This window comes from Salinicola acroporae, from assembly GCF_003206615.1.
Lineage (GTDB): Bacteria > Pseudomonadota > Gammaproteobacteria > Pseudomonadales > Halomonadaceae > Salinicola > Salinicola acroporae.
Genome location: NZ_PZJW01000006.1, coordinates 37,072 through 56,779 on the forward strand (window position 1 = coordinate 37,072; position 19,708 = coordinate 56,779).

General features: G+C 64.9%; 18 protein-coding genes. 4 read left to right on the plus strand and 14 right to left on the minus strand.

Going from position 1 to position 19,708, the window contains the following annotated elements; genetic code table 11:
* The first annotated feature begins 22 nt into the window (after nt 1–22).
* Nucleotides 23–1,387 carry an alpha/beta hydrolase family protein gene (locus DOM54_RS09545; RefSeq protein ID WP_110716122.1) on the plus strand — a complete coding sequence of 455 codons (1,365 nt, stop codon included), beginning with the start codon at nt 23–25 and terminating at the stop codon, nt 1,385–1,387.
* 24 nt (nt 1,388–1,411) lie between these two features.
* Here the strand turns inward: DOM54_RS09545 and DOM54_RS09550 are convergent, their stop codons facing one another.
* The 7 genes from DOM54_RS09550 to miaB form a co-directional block, all read right to left on the minus strand.
* A complete protein-coding gene (locus DOM54_RS09550) occupies nt 1,412–2,782 on the minus strand; it encodes an MFS transporter (protein WP_110716123.1) in 1,371 nt (456 codons plus the stop codon).
* Nucleotides 2,783–2,897: 115 nt separating this feature from the next.
* The gene (hglS, locus tag DOM54_RS09555) at nt 2,898–4,274 is read right to left on the minus strand and encodes a 2-oxoadipate dioxygenase/decarboxylase HglS (protein ID WP_110716124.1); all 1,377 of its coding nucleotides are present in this window, start codon (nt 4,272–4,274) and stop codon (nt 2,898–2,900) included.
* Between the two features lie 246 nt (nt 4,275–4,520).
* The gene (lnt, locus tag DOM54_RS09560; RefSeq protein WP_110716125.1) at nt 4,521–6,008 is read right to left on the minus strand and encodes an apolipoprotein N-acyltransferase; all 1,488 of its coding nucleotides are present in this window, start codon (nt 6,006–6,008) and stop codon (nt 4,521–4,523) included.
* Between the two features lie 90 nt (nt 6,009–6,098).
* Entirely contained in the window at nt 6,099–6,992 is an 894-nt protein-coding gene (locus DOM54_RS09565) for an HlyC/CorC family transporter (protein ID WP_110716126.1), read from the minus strand.
* A 291-nt stretch (nt 6,993–7,283) separates the two neighbouring features.
* On the minus strand, nt 7,284–7,769 hold the full coding sequence (ybeY, locus tag DOM54_RS09570) for an rRNA maturation RNase YbeY (RefSeq protein WP_110716127.1): 486 nt from the start codon (nt 7,767–7,769) through the stop codon (nt 7,284–7,286).
* Nucleotides 7,766–8,770, minus strand: a complete 1,005-nt coding sequence (locus DOM54_RS09575) for a PhoH family protein (protein ID WP_110716635.1) — start codon at nt 8,768–8,770, stop codon at nt 7,766–7,768. Before DOM54_RS09575 ends, ybeY begins: the two co-directional genes overlap by 4 nt.
* Before the next feature lie 250 nt (nt 8,771–9,020).
* Entirely contained in the window at nt 9,021–10,370 is a 1,350-nt protein-coding gene (gene miaB, locus DOM54_RS09580; protein WP_110716128.1) for a tRNA (N6-isopentenyl adenosine(37)-C2)-methylthiotransferase MiaB, read from the minus strand.
* A 265-nt stretch (nt 10,371–10,635) separates the two neighbouring features.
* Here miaB and DOM54_RS09585 point away from each other — a divergent pair, with 265 nt between their 5' ends.
* The 3 genes from DOM54_RS09585 (at nt 10,636) to DOM54_RS09595 (ending at nt 12,510) form a co-directional block, all read left to right on the plus strand.
* Nucleotides 10,636–10,965, plus strand: a complete 330-nt coding sequence (locus tag DOM54_RS09585; protein WP_110716129.1) for a DUF1820 family protein — start codon at nt 10,636–10,638, stop codon at nt 10,963–10,965.
* A 239-nt stretch (nt 10,966–11,204) separates the two neighbouring features.
* On the plus strand, nt 11,205–11,822 hold the full coding sequence (locus tag DOM54_RS09590; protein ID WP_110716130.1) for a TIGR04211 family SH3 domain-containing protein: 618 nt from the start codon (nt 11,205–11,207) through the stop codon (nt 11,820–11,822).
* A 19-nt stretch (nt 11,823–11,841) separates the two neighbouring features.
* A complete protein-coding gene (locus DOM54_RS09595; protein ID WP_110716131.1) occupies nt 11,842–12,510 on the plus strand; it encodes a class I SAM-dependent methyltransferase in 669 nt (222 codons plus the stop codon).
* 80 nt (nt 12,511–12,590) lie between these two features.
* Here DOM54_RS09595 and DOM54_RS09600 read toward each other — a convergent pair whose 3' ends face one another.
* The 7 genes from DOM54_RS09600 to DOM54_RS09630 all read right to left on the minus strand — a co-directional run bounded on the left by DOM54_RS09600 (nt 12,591) and on the right by DOM54_RS09630 (nt 19,657).
* Nucleotides 12,591–13,184, minus strand: coding sequence for a YajG family lipoprotein (locus DOM54_RS09600; RefSeq protein ID WP_110716132.1), 594 nt, complete (start codon nt 13,182–13,184; stop codon nt 12,591–12,593).
* A 105-nt stretch (nt 13,185–13,289) separates the two neighbouring features.
* Nucleotides 13,290–14,375 (minus strand): sulfate/molybdate ABC transporter ATP-binding protein, encoded by a 1,086-nt coding sequence (locus tag DOM54_RS09605; RefSeq protein ID WP_110716133.1) that lies wholly within the window; start codon nt 14,373–14,375, stop codon nt 13,290–13,292.
* Complete coding sequence (gene cysW / locus DOM54_RS09610; protein ID WP_110716134.1) at nt 14,372–15,199, minus strand: sulfate ABC transporter permease subunit CysW; 828 nt, start codon at nt 15,197–15,199, stop codon at nt 14,372–14,374. Before cysW ends, DOM54_RS09605 begins: the two co-directional genes overlap by 4 nt.
* Nucleotides 15,199–16,035 (minus strand): sulfate/thiosulfate ABC transporter permease CysT, encoded by an 837-nt coding sequence (gene cysT, locus DOM54_RS09615; RefSeq protein ID WP_240613844.1) that lies wholly within the window; start codon nt 16,033–16,035, stop codon nt 15,199–15,201. The genes cysW and cysT overlap by 1 nt, the downstream gene beginning before the upstream one ends.
* A gap of 14 nt (nt 16,036–16,049) precedes the next feature.
* On the minus strand, nt 16,050–17,078 hold the full coding sequence (gene cysP, locus DOM54_RS09620) for a thiosulfate ABC transporter substrate-binding protein CysP (protein WP_110716136.1): 1,029 nt from the start codon (nt 17,076–17,078) through the stop codon (nt 16,050–16,052).
* 167 nt (nt 17,079–17,245) lie between these two features.
* Nucleotides 17,246–18,406 carry an MFS transporter gene (locus DOM54_RS09625; protein WP_110716137.1) on the minus strand — a complete coding sequence of 387 codons (1,161 nt, stop codon included), beginning with the start codon at nt 18,404–18,406 and terminating at the stop codon, nt 17,246–17,248.
* 21 nt (nt 18,407–18,427) lie between these two features.
* Entirely contained in the window at nt 18,428–19,657 is a 1,230-nt protein-coding gene (locus tag DOM54_RS09630) for an SH3 domain-containing protein (RefSeq protein WP_110716138.1), read from the minus strand.
* Nucleotides 19,658–19,708 lie beyond the last annotated feature (51 nt).

Here is a 19,708-nt window from a genome sequence, read left to right on the forward strand (position 1 = left end):
GAAATCGACGAGGGGTCGGATCGTGCCGAAGTCAATCCACAAGTGGCAACGGGGCCTGCTGGCCGTCGGCCTGCTGGGAGGGATCTGCGGCCCCCTCCACGCCGATGCGCTGGCCCGGGACGCCGAGTCCATGGCGAGCGCCGGCTGCCCTGGCTGGTTGCCCGACGCAACACGCTGCTTTAGCGGCCAGGATGCCCATGGCGCCTATTACTGGATCGCGATCCCCGACGGCTGGAACCACAAGCTGGTGCTTCACAGCCACGGCGGTCCGCGCCCCAACGCGCCTCGACCCGACGATCCGCTCGATATCGATCTGCGCCAGTACGACGTGATGCTCCGGGAGGGTTATGCCTGGGCCGGCTCCAGCTACCGGCGGGGCGGCTACGGCGTGCGAATGGCGGCCGAGGATACCGATTATCTGCGCCAGCTTTTCGTCGAGCGCTTCGGCCGACCCGATCGCATCTATCTCCACGGGCAGTCGTGGGGGGGCAACGTCGCCGCCAAGGCCATGGAACTCTACGGGACTGACGAGGCGGGCCGGCACCGTTACGACGGGGCGCTGCTGACCAGCGGCGTGCTGGGGGGCGGTGCCCAGGCTTACCAGTTCCGCGCCGACCTGCGGGCGGTCTACCAGTACTACTGCGCCAACCATCCCTATCCCGGAGAACGGCAATATCCCTTGTGGGAAGGGTTGCCGGAAGGCAGCGACATGACCCCGGAAGCGCTCAACGCGCGGGTCGACGCGTGCACCGGCGCCGGGCTGCCGGCCGAGCAGCGCACCCTCGTCCAGCAGCAGACGCTGAACAATATCGTCGATGTCGTGCGGATCCCGCCGAGCACGCTGAAGGCGCACATGCGCTGGTCGACGTTCCTGTTCCAGGACATGGTCGAGCAGCGGCTCGATGGGGCAAGCCCGTTTTCGAACCGCGGCGTGCGCTACCGCGGCTCCAGCAACGATGATGCGCTCAACGCGGGGATCTCCCGGTTCGACGAGGATGCCCGTGCGGTCCAGAAGCTGGGCGAGGATGCCGGGCTCACCGGGATGACCGATATCCCCACCGTGACCATGCACGCGATCGACGATCCGATCATCTTCGTGGAGAACGAGTGGCTCTATCGGCGGGCACGTGAGGATAGCGGGACTGCCGACAGCCTGGTCCAGATCTATACCGACGAAGCGGTGCACAGCAAGCTCTCGACGCCGCAGTATGCTGCCGCGCTCGAGGCCCTCGACCGCTGGGTGGAGCACGACCGCAAGCCCACCCCGGAGGCGATCGCCCGCTACTGCGAAACGCGGGAAGCCAGTGTCTACGATGGGGGCTGTCACTTCGATACGGATTACGAAGTGGCCGACTGGCGGGCAAGAGTCTATGCCCGTCAGCCATGAGTGCGCGCTTTGCGAGCGAGAAGTCTAGAGAGCGGGTTGCGCGTCTGGCTTGGGGGTTCGCTGCCACTTGGCCTCGTCGGCGTCCAGCGCCCGGTGCGAGGATTCCGGCAGGCGCAGCCCGCCCCACATCGCCAGTAGCGTGATTGCGATGAGGTAGAGCGCGGGCGACAGGTTGTTGCCGGTGCGCTCGATCAGCCAGGTCGCCACCAGCGGCGCGGTGCCGCCGAAGATCGTGTAGGAGACGTTGTAGCAGAGCGCCGAGGCGGTATATCGAACGCGCGTCGGGAACTGCTCCGACAGCAGTACCGCCGTCACCACGCCGCAGATCACCGCGCCCACCGCCATCAGCATCGCCCCGATCAGCGATGCCCACCACTCGCCACTGCCGGCCAGGGTATAGGCGGGGAAGACCGCTCCGATGAGGCACGCCCCGGCGGTCAGGATCGTCTTGCGGCGTCCGACCCGATCGGCGTAGCGCCCGACGAACGGACACAACGCCGCGGCAAAGAGCAGCGCGACGAGGCTGGCCAGCAGTGCGACGGTGCGGGAGGCGTTGCCGACCACCTGCATGTAGGTCGTGAAGTAGGTCGTGAACATGTAGAACGACAGCGCCGTCACCGAGATGAAGGCACTGAGGCTGACGATGGTGGCGCCATGGGTGCGGACGGTCTCCTTCAGCGGTGCCTGCGGCACGGCATGATGGGCTTTCAGGGCCTGGAAGGCAGGGGATTCGTCCAGGCGCAGTCGCATGTAGAGCCCCACCAGCCCCAGCGGCGCCGCGATCAGAAAGGGGACGCGCCAGCCCCATGCGTTGAGAGCCTGTTCGGACAGCAGTGCACTGATGGCGTAGGTGAGTGCCGCCGCGGTAGCGAAAGCGAGAAAAGTCGAGACCGGCACGAAGCTGCCGTAACGGGCCTTGCGGGTGCGCGGCGCGTGTTCCATCACGAAAGCGCAGGCGCCGGCATATTCGCCACCGGCGGAGAAACCCTGGACGCAGCGGGCCAGCGCCAGCGCCAGCGGGGCGAACAGCCCGACGCTGGCGTAGGTCGGCAATACCCCAATCAGGGTGGTGGCGCCGGCCATCAGCAGCACGGTGACGGAGAGGATGCGCTTGCGTCCGATTCTGTCGCCGAGCATGCCGAAGAAGATGCCGCCCAGCGGACGTAGCGCAAACGAGACTGCGAATACCGCGAATGTCTGCAGCAGTGCCAGTGAATCGTCGCCGGGAGGGAAGAAATGCTGCGCGATGATCACGGCCAGAAAGCCGTAGACGGCGAAGTCGAACCACTCGACGAAATTGCCGATCGCCGATGCTGCGATCACCTTGCGTAGTGTGGCCAGATCGATGTCGGTCGGGGCCGAAGCGGTCGCATTGTTATTGTTGACCGTTGCCATTGCCAGTCTCCATGGATGTCGAGCGAAGCTCTCAGCCTAGGGCGACCGACGAATGGCTATCGCCATTCAGGCGACGAGAAGTGTTCTGGCCACGACGCCTCCTGTGCGGTGGCCCTCACGCCTCCAGCCCCAGCTGTTGTCGGACCCGCTCCAGCGAGTCCGTCTGCAGCCGGCCATAGAGTTCGAACTGATCGTGGACCGGCCTGCCCAGCGCCAGTTCGAAGGCGCTCTGGTTGGATTCGCTGGCATAGGCGTGATGCTGGGCATCGCCCAGGTTCGACTGAAAGATGCCGGCAGCGCTCACCGGCAGGAAATCTTCGTAGGTGATCGGCGTGGCGTCGATCCAGTCGGCTGCCATGGCGGCGTCGAGAGAGACGGGGACCGGTTCGCCTCCGGCCAGCCGCTGGCGGCCGCTATCGCTGACGCGGTATCGAAAGTAGGCGAGGTCGTCGCGTCGCAGCGTCTGAGGATCGTCGGGAAACGCCGAGAAGCACTCGCTCAACTGATGCTGATGCGCCGTATTGTCGGCCGCGGCCGGTGCCTGCCGCGAGCGGGTCAGCAGCTCGTCGTAGAGCGCCCGGCCTTTGGGCGTCAGCGCCGCACCGCGCTGCTCGATTTCGCCGAAGCGGGCGGTATGGGTGCCATTCTCGTCACTGGAAGCGAAACGCACTGGCTCTTCCAGTGCCTTGAAGCTGGTCTGGCGCAGCAGGATGGGGCAGTGGCGCCGTGGCGGGCCCTCGATGACCGCCTTGGGCGTGATGCCATAGCTCGGCATCGCGGCCTGGGCGGCGTCGATATCCAGCGTTCGCGGGGTGAGGTGATTGATGTGCGGGCCGCGAAAGCAGACGACATCGGCCACCAGGCGGTGCGCGTCGTGCAGCGCCCGGTAGGTGTCGTGATCGACGGTCGCGTCGCGATGCCAGCGAAACGTCTCGAGGATTTCGCTGACGAAGCATTCGGCCTGGTCACGGTCGAAACCGCCCTGGCGTTCGCCGACCGCGACCAGCTCCCTGGCCTTGGGCGTAAAGATATCGCGCTCGGCCAGAATCGCGGCGGCCCGGCGGCGCAGCCCGTCCTCTTCGATCAGTTCCAGGCGCAGCAGGGAGGTGAATACCCTGAACGGGTTGCGCTTGAGCGCTGCCTCGTCGATGGGTCGGAACGCCGTGGAGTGAACCGGTACGCCGGCTGCCGACAGATCGTAGTAGCTCACCGGGAACATGCCCATCAGTGCGAAGACGCGCCTGAGCATCGACAGTTCTTCGGCGGTGCCTACCCGAATCGCGCCGTGGCGCTCGACGTCCAGGCGTGACGTTTCGTCGTGGGCACCCAACTGGGCGGCCAGCGCCGGGTTTGCCGCGAGGGCCTCGAGGTTGATGTCGGCGACCAGTTCCAGCAGGTCGCCATACTGCGGCACCTCCTGGCGATACATGTCGGACATGGCTTGCGAGAAGGCGCTGCGGATATCGTCGGGGGAGACCAGTGGCAGTGTCATGACGGACTCGATGACCGGGAGTGAAGACCTCCATCCAACGCTATCGGTCTGCTGTAGGCAAGTGGCAAGCGTCGGCTCGGAACCAATCGATAAACGTGCGTCGCATATTGGAAAAGCGGAAGAGAGTGTAGGGGGAAGAGGGAAGCGCGGAATGGCTGGTGTGGGGGGATCGTTTCGAAAAGACGACACCGCCACCCGCCGGATTCGAGGGAATCCCGTGGATGGCGGTATCGCCGACGAATCGCCTCAAGATGGCTGGCGTGTCTTCCAGACCAGCGCCGGCGCCAGCAGCAGCAGGGAGAGTAGCCAGGTCGGCCAGCTACCGGTGCGTGTGAACGGCGTCAGCCCGGTCATCGGGACGACGTCACCGACGACGCTGGCGGCCTCGAACTGCGGTGCGCGCTCTCGCAGATGGCCCTGATCGTCGATGATCGCGGTGACGCCGTTGCTGGTGGCGCGGACGACGTAGCGACCGTTCTCGAGCGCACGCAGGCGTGCCATCTGGAGGTGCTGCAATGGACCGATCGAGCGGCCGAACCAGGTATCGTTGGAGACCGTCAGCAGGACGTTGGCATCTCGCGCCCGCTCGGCGACCAGGTCGGGGTAGACGATCTCGTAGCAGATGGCGCTGCCGATAGCGACGCCATGGGTCAGGATCGGCGCTTGGGAGTCGGCACCCGCTGCGAAGTCCGACATCGGCAGGTCGAAGAAGTCGATGATCCCACGCAGCAGGAAATCCAGCGGCAGGAATTCGCCGAACGGCACCAAGTGACTCTTGCGGTATTCGCCGCGGACATCGCCGACGCCGGTAATCGCATTGTAGTAACGCCCTGCCTCGTCACGCTGAACGATACCCGTGAGCAGCGAGGTCTGCGGTGGCAGCGTCGACTGCAGGCGGGCCATGAACGGGCGGGCCTGGCGCTCGAACATCGGCAGCGCGGTCTCCGGCCAGATGATAATGTCGACATCGTCGGGTTGCTGGCGGGTCATGCGGGTATAGGTATTGACGGCGTTGCGCTGTCCTTCGGCGCTCCACTTGGAAAGCTGGGGTAGATTGCCCTGCAGCAGCGCCACCCGCAGCGGATCGGCCGCCGGGGTGGTCCACTGGCCGGGCAGCGCCAGCGGTGCCAGCCAGAGCATGGCGATGGGGGCGATCGCCCACCAGCGCCGACGGCAGAACTCGACCAGCAGGGTTCCCGTCAGGGCGACGATCAACGACAGCAGGTAGACGCCGCCGACAGGCGCCCACGGCGCCAAGGGGGAGTCGACCTGGGCACTGCCCAGCAGCAGCCAGGGAAAGCCGGTGAAGGCCCAACTGCGGAAGGCTTCCCCCAGCACCCAGACGCCGGCGAAGCTGAGAAAGGCGAATCGGGGTGCGGTGAAGCGGCGATAGAGACCAAAGATGAAGGCATGGAACAGCGCCAGCGTGGCGACGAACAGCGCTGTCAGGAACAGCGCCAGGGGCACGCCGGTGTAGCCGTAGTCATGGATCGAGACGTACACCCAGGACGTGCCGGTACCGAATAGCCCGACGCCGAACAGCCAGCCGCGGAGTGCCGCCTGGCCGACGCTCAGGCGGTGCTGGCCGAGGTACATCAGGGCCACCGCGACCGGCCCTAGCCACCATAGATGAAAGGGCGCGAAGGAGAGCGTCGAGAACCCGCCGGCGACCAGTGCAGCGAGATAGCCAGGCCACGGGCGGCGGGCGGAAATCAACGGCTTGGCTTGCGGCATGTCGGTGGCACTCCTGATGAAAAGTGCCCCTTATATCAAAGTTGCCGCTCAAATGCGCCAGCTGGTTGCGACCCGCGAGGGCGGGATCGATCAGCCCTCGATCTGGCGCGAGGGCTCACTCTCGACCTCGGCCGGTACTGGCTTGGCTTGCAGCAGCCGGATGCGGCGATTATCGGCATTGAGAACGGTAAACCGCCACGCGCCGAGGTCGGTGTGTTCGTTGCGGCCGGGGAGATGGCCGAAACGCTGCATGATCAGTCCGCCGACGGTATCGAACTCATCATCGGAAAACTCGGTATCGAAGTGGTCGTTGAAGTCCTCGATCGGCGTCAACGCGCGGACGGCGTAGGTACCGTCGCCCATGTCGCGAATGTCTTCCTCTTCATCGGTATCGTGCTCGTCCTCGATATCGCCGACGATCTGCTCGAGGATATCCTCGATGGTGACGATACCGGCGGTCCCGCCGTACTCGTCGACCACTATCGCCATGTGGTTGTGAGTATCGCGGAACTCCTTGAGCAGGCTGTTGAGCCGCTTGGACTCCGGCACGAACATCGCCGGGCGCAGCACGTCCCGCAGCTCGAAGGCTTCGCGTTCCTCGCTGTTGCCCTTGAGCAACGGCAGCAGGTCCTTGACCAGCAGGATCCCGAGCACATCATCGAGATTGTCGTCGATCACCGGATAGCGAGAGTGCGCGGTTTCCAGGATGACCGGCAGGCAGTCCTCCGGTCGCTGGGCCACGCTGATGGCGGTCACCTGGGAGCGAGGAATCATCACCTCCCGCACCTGCTGGTCGCTGATCTGGAAGGCGCCCTCGATGATGGTCAGTGCATCCTGATCCAGGTTCAGGCGGGGACCAGCCTCGCGCAGGAAGGTGAGTAGCTCCTCACGGGAGCTGGGTTCATCGAAATCGCTGGAGAAGGTACTGATGAGTTTTTCAAGCCAGGATCGACTGCCCTGGCTACTCGATCGGTCTTCGCTCATGACTGTGGTCTCTTGTCCTCGGATGACGCACGGAAGGGGAAAGTGATATCGCTCCGGGGCGTCCGGCTGGGTGATGAAGACGCCACGGCACGCGCATACCCGATAGCGGGACGCATCGAATCGATGATCGATATCCAGAGGGGGCCGTCCGCAATCCGGAGGCGGCCAGGCGGAGGCTCGTCGGGCTGTTCGGCCGTCGGGGCCGGGGTCTCGCTGGATCGTTCCCAGTGAAGGCAGGAAGATCTCGTCGGTGTCGGCATGGCACTGAGTGTCGGAGTTGTGTGTCGAAGTCTAGGCCTCGGGTATCGGATCGGTGTCGCGATAGGGGTCCGCAATGCCGAACCGGGCGAGCAGCGCACGCTCCAGCGCCTCCATTCGCTCGGCTTCCTCGTCATCTATATGGTCATAGCCGAGCAAATGCAAGCCACCATGTATTACCAGATGGGCGTAGTGGTCATGGGTCGACTTGCCCTGTTCCCGCGCTTCTCGCACCACGATCTCGTGGCAGATGACCAGGTCGCCGAGCAGCGGCAGCTCGAGCCCGGGAGGGGCTTCGAACGGGAAGGAGAGCACGTTGGTCGGACTGTCCTTGCCCCGATAGGCGTGGTTGAGCTGCCGGCTCTCGTCGCATTCGACGAAACGGACGGTCAATTCGCTGCGCGGATCCGCCTCGTGCTCGAGCACTGCCGTCATCCAGCGTTCGAGGTCGGCTGCCTCGGGCAATTCGGTTTCGGCCCCGTCGCCGACGGCGACCTGGCGATCGATCTCGAGGGTCATGAGTCGTCGTGATCCCGCTGGGTCTCGGCATCGAGACGCGCCTGGCGGCGGTCCTCGCGGCGCTGTCGCTGGGCCGCTTCCTCCGTCGCCTCGTGGATGTCGTAGGCCTCGATGATCCGCTGTACCAGCGGATGGCGGACGACGTCCTTGGGCGCGAACTGGGTAATACCGATACCGGCGGTATCGCGCAGCACCTCGAGGACGTGGATCAGCCCCGAGCTCGAGCCGCGCGGCAGGTCGACCTGCGTCGCATCGCCGGTGATGACGGCGGTCGAGCCAAAGCCGATACGGGTCAGGAACATCTTCATCTGCTCGCGCGTGGTGTTCTGGCTCTCGTCGAGGATGATGAAGGCGTTGTTGAGCGTGCGTCCTCGCATATAGGCCAGCGGTGCGATCTCGATGATCTGGCGCTCGATCAGCTTGTTGACGTGCTCGAAGCCCAGCATCTCGTAGAGGGCGTCGTAGAGCGGGCGCAGGTAGGGATCGATCTTCTGGGCCAGGTCGCCGGGCAGGAACCCGAGTTTCTCGCCGGCCTCGACGGCCGGGCGCACCAGCAGGATGCGCCTCACTTCCTGGCGATTCAGCGCCTCGACCGCCGCCGCGACCGCGAGATAGGTCTTGCCGGTGCCTGCCGGGCCGATGCCGAAATTGATGTCGTGGCGGCGGATGCTGGCGACATACCCCTGCTGGTTGAAGCCGCGCGGCTTGATCAGCGTCCGCGGCGTGCGAATCAGCAGGCCGCCGGCTTCGATATCACCGGTCTCCTCCTCCATCGCCTCGACGCCCGACTCCTGCAGGTAGAGGTGGACCGTGTCCGGCGTCAGCTCGTCGGCTTCGGTCTCGCGATAGAGATGCTCGAGTACGTTCGCCGCCGCCTTGACGCCGGCATCCGGGCCGGCGAGCTGGAAGACGTTGCCGCGATTGCGCAGGGTCACGCCCATGCGCGCCTCGACGAGCTTCAGGTGCTCATCGCGCTGGCCACAGAGATTGGCCAGACGCATGGGGTCGTTGGGTTCGAGTGTCAGGGACACGACGCGGTTGTCGGACTGCTGGTCTTGGGTCAACGCAAAGAGATCCGTTGGAGTGGGTAAGTGTCGTCAGCTTACTGCGCCGCTTCCGGTCGGGGCAATGATCGTGATCAAGTCGGATCGACATCGCTCAGCCGGAGATGAGCCAGTGCGACGAGCGATGCGAGAACGGCGGCCGGGCATGAGGAAAGGCGCGACGTCCGCGCCTTATCCTCACACCGGGTCAATGTCGCTGTGGAGAGGCCAGCTCGCCGCGCAGCGAGTTGGGCAGCGCTTCGGTAATGGTGACATCGACGAAGTAGCCGATCAGCGAGGTCGGGTCCTCGGCCCGGAAATTGACGACGCGGTTGTTCTCGGTCCGCCCCGACAGCTGCCCGGGGTCCTTGGGCGAGAAGCCGGTCACCAGGATCCGCTCGCGGTTGCCGACCATGCGCCGGCTGATCTGCTGGGTCTGCTGGTTGAGTCGGTCCTGCAGGATCGCCAGACGCTGCTTCTTGGTCTCTTGCGTCGTCTCGTCCGGCAGGCTGGAGGCGGGCGTGCCGGGACGTTTCGAGTAGATGAAGCTGAACGACGCATCGAAGCCGATCCGATGGATCAGGTCCATGGTGTCCTCGAAGTCGGCATCGGTCTCGCCGGGGAAGCCGATGATGAAATCCGAGGAGAAGCTGATGTCCGGGCGCAGGGCGCGGATGCGTTCGAGCTTGTCGATGTACATGTCACGCCCGTGGCCGCGCTTCATCGCCGCCAGGATGCGATCCGAGCCGGACTGGACCGGCAGGTGCAGGTGGCTGACCAGCTCCGGGATCTCGCCGTAGGCCTCGATCAGGCTGTCGGAGAATTCGACCGGGTGCGAGGTGGTGAAGCGGATGCGGTCGATGCCGTCCACCGCCGCCACGCAGGCGATCAGTTCCGCCAGATCGATCTCGTCGCCCTCGGCGTCGAGTCCGCGGTAGGCATTGACGTTCTGCCCCAGCAGGTTGATTTCGCGAACGCCCTGTTCGGCGAGATGCACGACCTCTTCCATCACCGACTCGAAGGGGCGCGAGACCTCTTCGCCCCTGGTGTAGGGGACGACGCAGAAGGTGCAGTACTTGGAGCAGCCTTCCATGACCGAGACGAAGGCGGTGGCGCCGTCGGATTTCGGCTTGGGCAGGTGGTCGAACTTCTCGATCTCGGGGAAGGTGACGTCCACCGTCTGGATCGGCGTGGCGCTCTTGCTGCGCGCGTCGAGCATCGTCGGCAGCCGGTGCAGGGTCTGCGGGCCGAACACCATGTCGACATGCGGCGCGCGCTTGCGGATGTTCTCGCCTTCCTGGCTGGCCACGCAGCCGCCCACGCCGATCACCAGGTCCGGGTTCGCGGCCTTCAGCTTCTTCCAGCGCCCGAGCTGGTGGAACACCTTCTCCTGGGCTTTCTCGCGAATCGAACAGGTGTTGAGCAGGATGACGTCAGCCTCGCCCTCCTTGTCGGTGAGTTCCAGACGATGAGATTCGCCGAGCAGGTCCGCGATACGGGCGGAATCGTACTCGTTCATCTGACAGCCGTGGGTCTTGATGAACAGCTTCTTCGTCATAGGTTGCGTTGCTGCGGCCATGCGCGCGTCACCGATGCCCCGTGGAGGATGAGAAAAACAGCTGGAACCGGCTGCCGGCGTGGAGTCGCTGCCGGGCCGTGCTTCCTCGAGAACGCGGCATTATACGGGCGATGGGGCGATACAGCCAACCCGTGTCGCTCGCATGGCGTGGCGGCTGTGGTACCCTTGCGCCTATTTGCGATGCCATGGTCCGGGAACGAATGCTCGCGAGCGTGGCCGATGTTATCGAGAGAGCCGTTCGTCTATGCCCAGCAAGCCGATCTATCGGGTAGTGTTTCACAATCAGGGTGAGGTGTGGGAACTCTACGCCAGGGAGATCTTCCAAAGCGATCTGTGGGGATTCATCGAGGTCGAGTCTTTCGTGTTCGAGGATCAGTCCAAGGTGGTGGTCGATCCCGGCGCGGAAAAACTGCGCCGAACCTTCGATGGCGTCAATCGCAGCTACATACCCTACAGTGCGATCGTGCGTATCGATGAGGTGGAGCGTGGAGGCGTGGCCAAGGCGGTCAAGGCCGAAGGCAACGTTACCGAGTTTCCGCGGCCCATGGCCTGGCCGCCCAGGGACGACAGCTGAGACGGCAACTCGAAACTTCATGAATTGGTTAGTTTTTCATCAGTTTGTCGCGAATGCCGGGGTAGCCGGCGAATGGCGCCACTGTTACGCAAGTTGTCCAAATGGTTATCCACAGAAAGTGTGGATGACTGGATCACCGCCCTCGCAGGACGCGAGGTGTGGTCTCATCGTCGCCCGATTCATCGTTGCGTGAAGAGATGCCCAACCGTTATCGATTAGCCACTTAAGATCACGACGATATGTTGAAAATTCGAAATCTAGTCATGGGCTGCGCCTTGAGCGCCGCCCTGTTCTCCGCTTCCGCTCTGGCGCAGGATGGTCATTGGGTCAGCGATTCCCTGACCACTTTCGTGCGCAGCGGTCCGACCGACGGCTATCGTATCGTCGGGACGCTCACCAGTGGCGATCCCGTGACGGTGCTGCAGACCCAGGGGGACTACACCCAGGTCCGCGGGCCGGATGGCGACGAGGTGTGGGTACAGTCCCAGTTCATCCAGGACCAGCCCAGCGCTCAGCAGCAGTTGCCGGCGCTGCAGAAGAAGGTCGATCAGTTGACCACACGTCTCGACGGCATCGACGATGAGTGGAACCAGCGGGTCGCCGATATGCGCAACGACCTGAAGGACCGCCAGGCGCAGGTCGATGAGCTTCAGGCTACCAACAACCAGCTCAACCAGGCCTACTCCCAGGCGGAAAGCAAGATGCGCGAGATGCAGGCGCGTCTGGATACCCAGGAGGAGGACCTGCTGATGCGCTACTTCATGTACGGTGGCGGTGTCGCCGGTGCAGGCCTGATTCTGGGTCTGATCGTCCCGCACCTGCCGCGCCGCCGTCGCAAGCGCGACCGCTGGTTCTGAGTTTCCGAAGGGGAACGACATGAGCGGGGCGGACTGGCTGGAGCGCTGGCGGCAGGGACGCATCGGATTCCATCGTCAGGCGCCACACCCGGCATTGGAGGGGTTCTGGGACCGGCTCGGGGTGCGCGCCGGCGCCAAGGTTCTGGTGCCGCTGTGCGGCAAGAGTCAGGACATGCACTGGCTGGTCGAGCATGGCAACCCGGTGCTGGGAATCGAGCTGTCGCCGCTGGCCATCGAACAGTTCATTGCGGAAGAGCCGTGCCTCGCGGGAAAGAGGCGGGCGGCGCTACGTTATCGCCAGTCTGGCTTCGAGTGCACCCGCCTGGGGCGTGTCGAGCTGTGGTGTGGCGATTTCTTCCATTTCCAGGTGGAGCAGGCCGCCGAGCTCGCCGCTTTCTACGACCGGGCCGCGCTGATTGCACTGCCGCCCGCCACGCGTCAACGCTACGCCCACCACCTGGGGCAGTTGTTGCTGCCCGGCACGCGCGGCCTGCTGGTTACCCTGACCCATGACGATCCCGACCGAGGCCCGCCGTTCAGCGTGACTCACGCCGAGGTCGAGACGTTGATGGCGCCGAACTTCGAACTGGTGCTCTGCGATGTTGCCACCGCCGCCGACGGCCTGGCCGAGAGCGTCTGGCAACTGACCCGGCGCGGCCCAGCCCGCTCCCGCGACGAACACCCGTAAGCGACGAACCGCCTGCCACGTTACCGTGACAGGCGGTTCGTCGTTCCGGCACGCCGCTGAGGCGCTGTTGCGGGGGAAGGTCAGCGGGCCAGCAGGTTGGCCAGCTGCTGATCGCGAAACGTCCGGTCCAGGGCGTTGCTCAACAGCTCACTGACCATGCGGTTGTTGGTATCCCAGTCCGGCTTGAGCGCGTAGCTCTGCGAGCGCTTGGCGGTGTAGCGGCCGGTGTAGGTGTTGCCGCCGTTGTCGACTTCCGCCTGGATGATCGCCTGCAACTGCGAGGCGCCCAGCAGCGGCTGCTCGGCAGTGCCACGAGCATAGTTCAGCTCCGACAGGGTCAGCGTCAGGGCAGGGCCGCCGCTGTTCTGGCTGGTCGGATTGAATCCCATGCTGCGCAGGGCGTTCTCGGCCTGAGCGCGAATCTTGGGCATCACGTCGTGGGCTTCGACGGTGATCGTCGATGTCGCCGAGGCCGTTCCCGAGCGGGTGCCGATGACGCTGCTGTCTCGTCCGTCGACCACTTCCAGGGCGACCGCCTGCCCATTGCCGGTGTGCGGGAAGTCGCCGCTCACCTTGGGATTCACGGACAGGATCTGTGGACTCTGCGCACACGCCGTCAGCAGGCCGAGCAACAACATTGTGGCCGTGCACTTGAGTGCAAACCATTGACGCATAACGGTGAACCTCTCGAATCATGGAAACGGACAAGGCCCATTATAGACACCGCTCGTCCGTTTCCGGAACGCCAGTAGCCGCATCGCTCCGCTCGCCGGTTCGGTTCAGGAAGTCGCCAGCGGTGCCAGGGTCTGCGGTCGTGGCGTGTCGAAGCGATGCAGGCGGCTGGGCTGGGCGAAAAGACGTTTGCCTCGTTTCACGTCCAGGCGCTCGAACTCGGCGTGACCGATGGTGGCCAGCCAGGGTTCGCCGAGCCAGTCGGCCTCCAGCTCGAGCCGGACTTCCGCGCCGACCGGAACGACAGCCGTGACGCTGACCGGAAGGTGCGCACGGGCATCGGGCTGTTCCCCCAGCCAGATCTCGTGAGGCCGGAGCAGCAGCTCCTGGCGGCCATTCTCGACGCCGGGTACCGCAACGCGAGCGTCGCCGCAGGTCAGGACTTCGTCTTCGACATCGCCTTCAAGTCGGTTGACGTCGCCCAGGAACTCGAACACGAACTGGTTGGCGGGCTGGCGATAGAGGGTATCCGGCGTGGCGATCTGCTCGACCCGACCGTTGCTCATCACCACTACCCGATCCGACAGCTCCAGTGCTTCTTCCTGATCGTGGGTCACGAACAGGCTGGTGAAGTGGAGTTCTTCATGGAGGTGACGCAGCCAACGGCGTAGCTCCTGGCGGACCTTGGCGTCCAGTGCGCCAAACGGTTCGTCAAGCAGCAGCACGTCGGGTTGCAGGGCCAGGGCGCGGGCCAGCGAGACGCGCTGTTGCTGGCCGCCGGAAAGCTGAGCCGGGAAGCGCTGGGCGAAGTCCTGCAGCCGGACCATTTCCAGCAGTTGCATGACCCGGCCGCGGATCTCGCCGCTAGAGGGACGCCGGGCTCGCGGCATGGCGGTGAGACCGAAGGCGACGTTGTCGAACACGGTCATGTGGCGAAACAGCGCATAGTGCTGGAACACGAAGCCGATGCGCCGGTCGCGCACGTGGACCCGGGTCACGTCGCGGTCGCCGAAGTGGATCGAGCCGCCGTCGGCCTGTTCTAGGCCGGCGACGATGCGCAGCAGCGTGGTCTTGCCGGAACCGGAGGGGCCGAGTAACCCGATCAACTCCCCATCGTGGATGTCGAGATCGATGGGCTCCAGTGCGCGGGTGCGCCCGTAGCGCTTGTCGATCTGTGAGATGCGAATACTCATGTCGCGGTCTCCCGGCGCGCGGCGCGCCATTCGAGTGCGGCCTTGGCGGCCAACGTCAGTAGCGCCAGCAATGCCAGCAGCGATGCGCTGGTAAAGGCACCGACGGTGTTGTAGTCCTGGTAGAGCTGTTCGACCTGTAGCGGCAGGGTGTTGGTCTGGCCACGGATGGCCCCGGCGACCACCGACACCGCGCCGAATTCGCCGACGGCGCGGGCGTTGGTCAGGATCACGCCGTAGAGCAGGGCGTGGCGGATGTTCGGTAGCGTGACGCGACGGAAGATCGTCCAGCCGGAAGCGCCGAGGGTGACGGCGGCTTCTTCCTCGCGCGACCCCTGCGTCTGCATCAGCGGGATCAGTTCGCGAGCGACGAATGGGCAGGTGACGAACAGCGTCACCAGCACGATGCCCGGCCAGGCGAACATGATCTGGATGTCGTGGGCGTCGAGCCAGCCGCCAAGCCAGCCGTTGCGGCCATAGAGCAGCAGGTAGACGAGGCCCGCGACCACTGGCGAGACGGCGAACGGGATGTCGATCAGCGTCTGCAGCAGGCGCCGGCCGGGGAAGTCGAAGCGCGTCACCAGCCAGGCCAGAAACACCCCGAAGACCAGGTTGACCGGCACCGTGATCGCCGCGACCAGCAGCGTCAGGCCGATGGCGGAGAGGGTGTAGACACTGCTCAGATTCTGCCAGTAGACGTCGATGCCGCTCATCAGTGCCTGGGCGAAGATCGCCACCAGCGGCAGCAGCAGGAACAGCGCGGTCAACGCCAGCGCCGCGCCGATCAGCAGGCGGCGGACACGCGGTGCATCACCGATACGAATCATCAGCCGCGCCCTCCATGCAGTCGCTTGATGAAGCGGCCCTGCCACAGGTTGATCGCCAGTAGCAGCGCCAGCGAGGTGGCCAGCACGATCGACGCCACCGCCGAGGCGCCGGCGTAGTCGTACTCCTGCAGCTTGACGAAGACCATCAGCGAGGTGATCTCCGTTTCGTAGGGCTTGCCGCCGGCGATGAAGATCACCGCGCCGAATTCGCCCAATGAGCGCACGAAGGCGAGCCCGGTGCCGGTGACCAGCGCCGGCCACAGGTAGGGCAGGATGACGCGCCGAAAGGCGTGCCCATCGCTGGCGCCGAGCGTCATCGCGGCCTCGTCCACCTCGGCGGGAAGGTCCTCCAGTACCGGCTGCACGGTGCGCACCACGAAGGGAATGCTGGTAAATGCCATCGCCAGGGCGATGCCGACCCAGGTGTAGGAAACCGAGATCCCCAACGGTTCCAGCAGCCGTCCGATCCAGCCGTTACTGGAGTAGAGCGTCGCCAGGGTGATGCCGGCCACCGCCGTGGGCAGCGCGAACGGCAGGTCCATCAGCGCGTCGACCAGGCGTTTGCCGGGAAATTCGTAGCGCACCAGCACCCACGCCATCAGCAAGCCGAACGCCGCGTTGAACAGCGCCGCGACGCCGGCACCGAACAGCGTGACGGCGTAGCTCGCCAGCAGTCGCGGGTCAGTGATCAGGAACCAGTACTGCGACCAGCTCAGCTGCGAAAGCTGCCCCACCAGACTGGTCAGGGGCAGCAGCAGGACCAGCGAAACGAAGGTCAGCGAGATGCCGAGGGAGAGCCCGAAGCCGGGGAGCACCCGGCGTTCGCGGCGCCGCATGAGGGCCTGGGCGATCATCGGCGTTGGAGCTGATCCAGTTCACCGCCGCTCGAGAAGTGCGTCTCCATTGCCTCGGGCCAGCTGCCGAAGACGTCTTCGACGCGCAGCAGTTCGGTTTCCGGGAACTGATCGCTGAACTCGGCGGCGACCTTCTCGTCGTTGACGCGGTAGTTGAATCCGGCCAGCAAGCGCTGCGCTTCCTCGGTGTAGAGGTAATCGAGATAGCCCTTGGCCAGGTCTTCATTGCCGTTGCGCTGGGCGTATTCGTCTACCACGGCCACCGGGAATTCGGCCAGGATGCTGACGGGCGGCACCACCACCTCGTAGTCGTCCTTGCCGTACTCGTTGCGGATGTTGTTGACCTCGGACTCGAAGGTGATCAGGACGTCGCCGATTCCACGCTCGACGAAGGTCGTCGTGGCGCCGCGGCCGCCGGTGTCGAACACCTCGACGTTGCCGAGGAACGTCTTCATGTAGTCCTCGATCTTGGCCTCGTCGCCATCGAAGGCCTGGTCGGCGTAACCCCAGGCAGCCAGGTAGGTATAGCGTCCGTTGCCCGAGGTCTTGGGATTGGGGAATACCAGCGAGACGTCATCACGGGCGAGGTCGTCCCAGTTCTCGATCTGCTTGGGGTTGCCTTTGCGCACCAGGAACGCGGTGGTGGAATAGTAGGGCGAGGCGTTGTTCGGATAGCGATCCTGCCAATCCTTGGCGACCAGGCCGGCATCGGCAAGCACATTGACATCGGTGACCTGGTTGAACGTCACTACATCGGCGCGCAGCCCCTGCATGATCGAACGGGCCTGGGTCGAGGAGCCGCCATGGGACTGCTTGACGCCGACGGTCTCGTCGTGCTGTTCCTGCCACCAGTCGATGAACTTCGGATTGATCGCGGCGAACAGTTCGCGAGCGATGTCATAGGAGGAGTTGAGCAGTTCGCGTGGCTGATCCTGGGCCTGAGCCGACGACAGGGCGCCCAGCGTCAATGCCAGGCCAATGGTGGATGCCGCGAAGAGCGAGCGAGGTCTGGAGAGCCCAAGCATGAGTCTATTCCCTACGATTATTAGCGATGCCGGCAAGGCTAGATAAATCCTAATGGAATGACAATTCGTTTACTTAGAAGATTTTATTATAACTTTGCGCGGTAACTCTATAAGCTCCCGTGGCGGCAAGCCGGACGACCCGTCGCTCACTGCAGGGGGCGGCGCGCTCATCCCCGGCCGGATGGCCGGCCCAACCGCCGCAGACCGATCAGTCCCAGCAGCGGGCCGGGCAGCAGCCACCACGCAATCGTCGCTTCCAGCGCGGAGAGCCAAGGTACCAGCAGGGCGATCGAGAGGGCGGAGATGGCGAAGCCGATGGCGTTCTGGAGCGTCAACGCACTACCGACCATCGCAGGCGGGCAGGCGTTGGCGGAGAGGGCGGAAAACTGCGGTGAGTCGATCACCGCGAGCAGGCTCCACACCGCCAGGTACGCCATCAGGGCGACGAAGCCGAGATGGGGCGCCAGCCATGGATATAGCGCGCAGCCCATCGCCGAGCCGGCCAGCCCCAGGGCCGCGACCCGGCGGCTCCCGAGGCGCTGACTTGCCCAGCCGCCCAGCCAGCAGCCGGGGGCGCCGACGGCGATCAGGACAAACGACAACATCGACAGCATCCGCGGGGAAAGCTCGGGGTTCGCCGCGACCAGCAGCAGCGGGATGAGCGTCCAGAGCGTGTAGAGCTCCCACATGTGCCCGAAGTAGGCAATGGCGGCGCGGCGAAAATCGGCGATGCCGAAGGCGGCCAGTCCGGCCAGGCGTGACCTTGGCTGTGGGGCACTCCGTCCGAGGGGAGCGGCATCGCCCAACTGCCAGACGATGGCCGCCGCCAGCAGCGCCAGCAGGGAAGCGAACCACAGTGTCGCCCGCCAGTTGCCTCCCCACTCGATCCCGGCCAGCAGATGGGGCATCGCGGTGCCCAGGACCAGCATGCCGACCAGCCACGCCAGGCCGAGCCCCGCGCGTCCGGGCGCCCAGCCCACCATCAGTTTCATCCCGATGGGGTAGATGCCGGCCAACGCCAGCCCGGTCACCACGCGCAATCCCACGGCTGGCCAGAGTCCGCCAGCGTAAGGCAGCAGCGCATTGGAAAGCGCGCCGATCAGGCACGACAGTGCGAACAGGCGGCTGGCGGGGGCGCGATCGGCAAGTCCGCTCAGGCCGATCCCGAGCGTACCGGCCAGAAAGCCGATCTGGACCGCGCCGGTCAGCCAGCCCAGGTCGGCTGGCGCGAGATTCCACGCGACCTGAAGGTCGCCGATCACGGCATTGGGCGTGAACCACAGGGCGGTACCGAACCATTCGGCAATGGCGATCAGGACGATGGGCATCTGGAATGCCTTCCGAAGCGGCTAGTCGCTGCCTTGAGGATCATTGGCGACATGGTCATCTCCGGCACTGTCATCAATGGCATTGCCATCAACCGCATCGCCCTCTATGACACCGTCATCAACCGCATCCTCGTCAATCTTGTCGTCATTGGCTTTGGCCTGCTGGCCGTAGACGACGGCCCCGGGAATCACGAATTGGCGCATGCCCGTATCGATCTGGTAGTGATCGTCGATTTTTCGGGCGATGTAATCCGCGCCGCCATGACCGCCATGACCGCCATGACCGCCATGACTGATTGCGGTCACCATGCCGGTCTCGAACAGGATATGCAGCGAGTCTTTCGAATCCTGGCCCGGAGGCATGGCGATCCAGATGCCCGCATTGCCGGGCCCGTCGCGAATCACGCCGAAAGGGCATGGCTGGGCGGGTTGGCCCGGTTCCAGCACGCAGTCGACCGTACCCGTGGCATCGAAGTCGTGGTCGCTGCTCTTCAGGCCTTGAAGTTCGGTGTTGCCTCTCGAGGGGCTCGATGCCGACGGCGGGCTTCCCTCGACCAGAAATCGCCCGGCGACCCAGCCGCGGAGCCCCGAGCCCGTGGCGCGAACATGGCACCAGAGATCGGCGCCGCTCAGACGGCAGCCAAGATTCTCGAGCGTTTCGCCATTGGCCAACTGGCCGGCAATGGCGTACTGCTGGCCAGGACCCGACCGAACGTTGAGCCTGGTCGTCGCGTTTTCCAGCGCCACCTGCCAGTATTTTGGCCCGTCCATGTCATCGGGCCGGTTGGTTTCTGCAGGTCCGGTGCTGCGCCTGCTTGCATCGGCCGTCGTGGCATCGCGCGGTTCATCGACACCGATGGTCAGCGTATAGCTCGCCTGTTCGTCACGCCGTGCAGCCGCGCGGACCAGAAACACCTGAACGAGATAGTCGCTGCTTTCTGGCAGGGCGACATCTGCGACATTGCCCGCCATCATCCCCGCAAACAGGAACTCACCGCCGTCGGCCGACTTGATATTGAAGTAGACGCTGTCGCGGGAGGCGTCCAGGTCCACGGACAGGATCTGGCCCTGCTGCGCGGCGACGCGGTACTCGGCGGTCTGGTCGCCGCTGAGCCGAGCCTCGATCACGCGTTCGGGGTCGCTGGCGGCGAGCGTGATGCGCTCGCCGCTCGTCGGTTGGGCGGCGGCGCCAAATGGCATGACGGCGATCGCCAATAGACAGAGGATGTGCCGAGCGGGTGCGGTCAGCATGGCCACCGCCCGGCGTCATCCGCTCGATGCAGCAAGAAGCCGATCCGAGGC

Bases quoted from the DNA above. Each gene is read 5' to 3' on its own strand.
- DOM54_RS09625 (WP_110716137.1), bottom strand. From the start codon at position 18,406: ATGCCCATCGTCCTGATCGCCATTGCCGAATGGTTCGGTACCGCCCTG.
- DOM54_RS09605 (WP_110716133.1), bottom strand. From the start codon at position 14,375: ATGAGTATTCGCATCTCACAGATCGACAAGCGCTACGGGCGCACCCGC.
- DOM54_RS09585 (WP_110716129.1), top strand. From the start codon at position 10,636: ATGCCCAGCAAGCCGATCTATCGGGTAGTGTTTCACAATCAGGGTGAG.
- cysP (WP_110716136.1), bottom strand. From the start codon at position 17,078: ATGCTTGGGCTCTCCAGACCTCGCTCGCTCTTCGCGGCATCCACCATT.
- cysW (WP_110716134.1), bottom strand. From the start codon at position 15,199: ATGATTCGTATCGGTGATGCACCGCGTGTCCGCCGCCTGCTGATCGGC.
- DOM54_RS09565 (WP_110716126.1), bottom strand. From the start codon at position 6,992: ATGAGCGAAGACCGATCGAGTAGCCAGGGCAGTCGATCCTGGCTTGAA.
- DOM54_RS09590 (WP_110716130.1), top strand. From the start codon at position 11,205: ATGTTGAAAATTCGAAATCTAGTCATGGGCTGCGCCTTGAGCGCCGCC.
- cysT (WP_240613844.1), bottom strand. From the start codon at position 16,035: ATGCGGCGCCGCGAACGCCGGGTGCTCCCCGGCTTCGGGCTCTCCCTC.
- hglS (WP_110716124.1), bottom strand. From the start codon at position 4,274: ATGACACTGCCACTGGTCTCCCCCGACGATATCCGCAGCGCCTTCTCG.
- DOM54_RS09630 (WP_110716138.1), bottom strand. From the start codon at position 19,657: ATGCTGACCGCACCCGCTCGGCACATCCTCTGTCTATTGGCGATCGCC.
- miaB (WP_110716128.1), bottom strand. From the start codon at position 10,370: ATGACGAAGAAGCTGTTCATCAAGACCCACGGCTGTCAGATGAACGAG.
- DOM54_RS09600 (WP_110716132.1), bottom strand. From the start codon at position 13,184: ATGCGTCAATGGTTTGCACTCAAGTGCACGGCCACAATGTTGTTGCTC.
- DOM54_RS09575 (WP_110716635.1), bottom strand. From the start codon at position 8,770: ATGCGTCTGGCCAATCTCTGTGGCCAGCGCGATGAGCACCTGAAGCTC.
- lnt (WP_110716125.1), bottom strand. From the start codon at position 6,008: ATGCCGCAAGCCAAGCCGTTGATTTCCGCCCGCCGCCCGTGGCCTGGC.
- ybeY (WP_110716127.1), bottom strand. From the start codon at position 7,769: ATGACCCTCGAGATCGATCGCCAGGTCGCCGTCGGCGACGGGGCCGAA.
- DOM54_RS09550 (WP_110716123.1), bottom strand. From the start codon at position 2,782: ATGGCAACGGTCAACAATAACAATGCGACCGCTTCGGCCCCGACCGAC.
- DOM54_RS09595 (WP_110716131.1), top strand. From the start codon at position 11,842: ATGAGCGGGGCGGACTGGCTGGAGCGCTGGCGGCAGGGACGCATCGGA.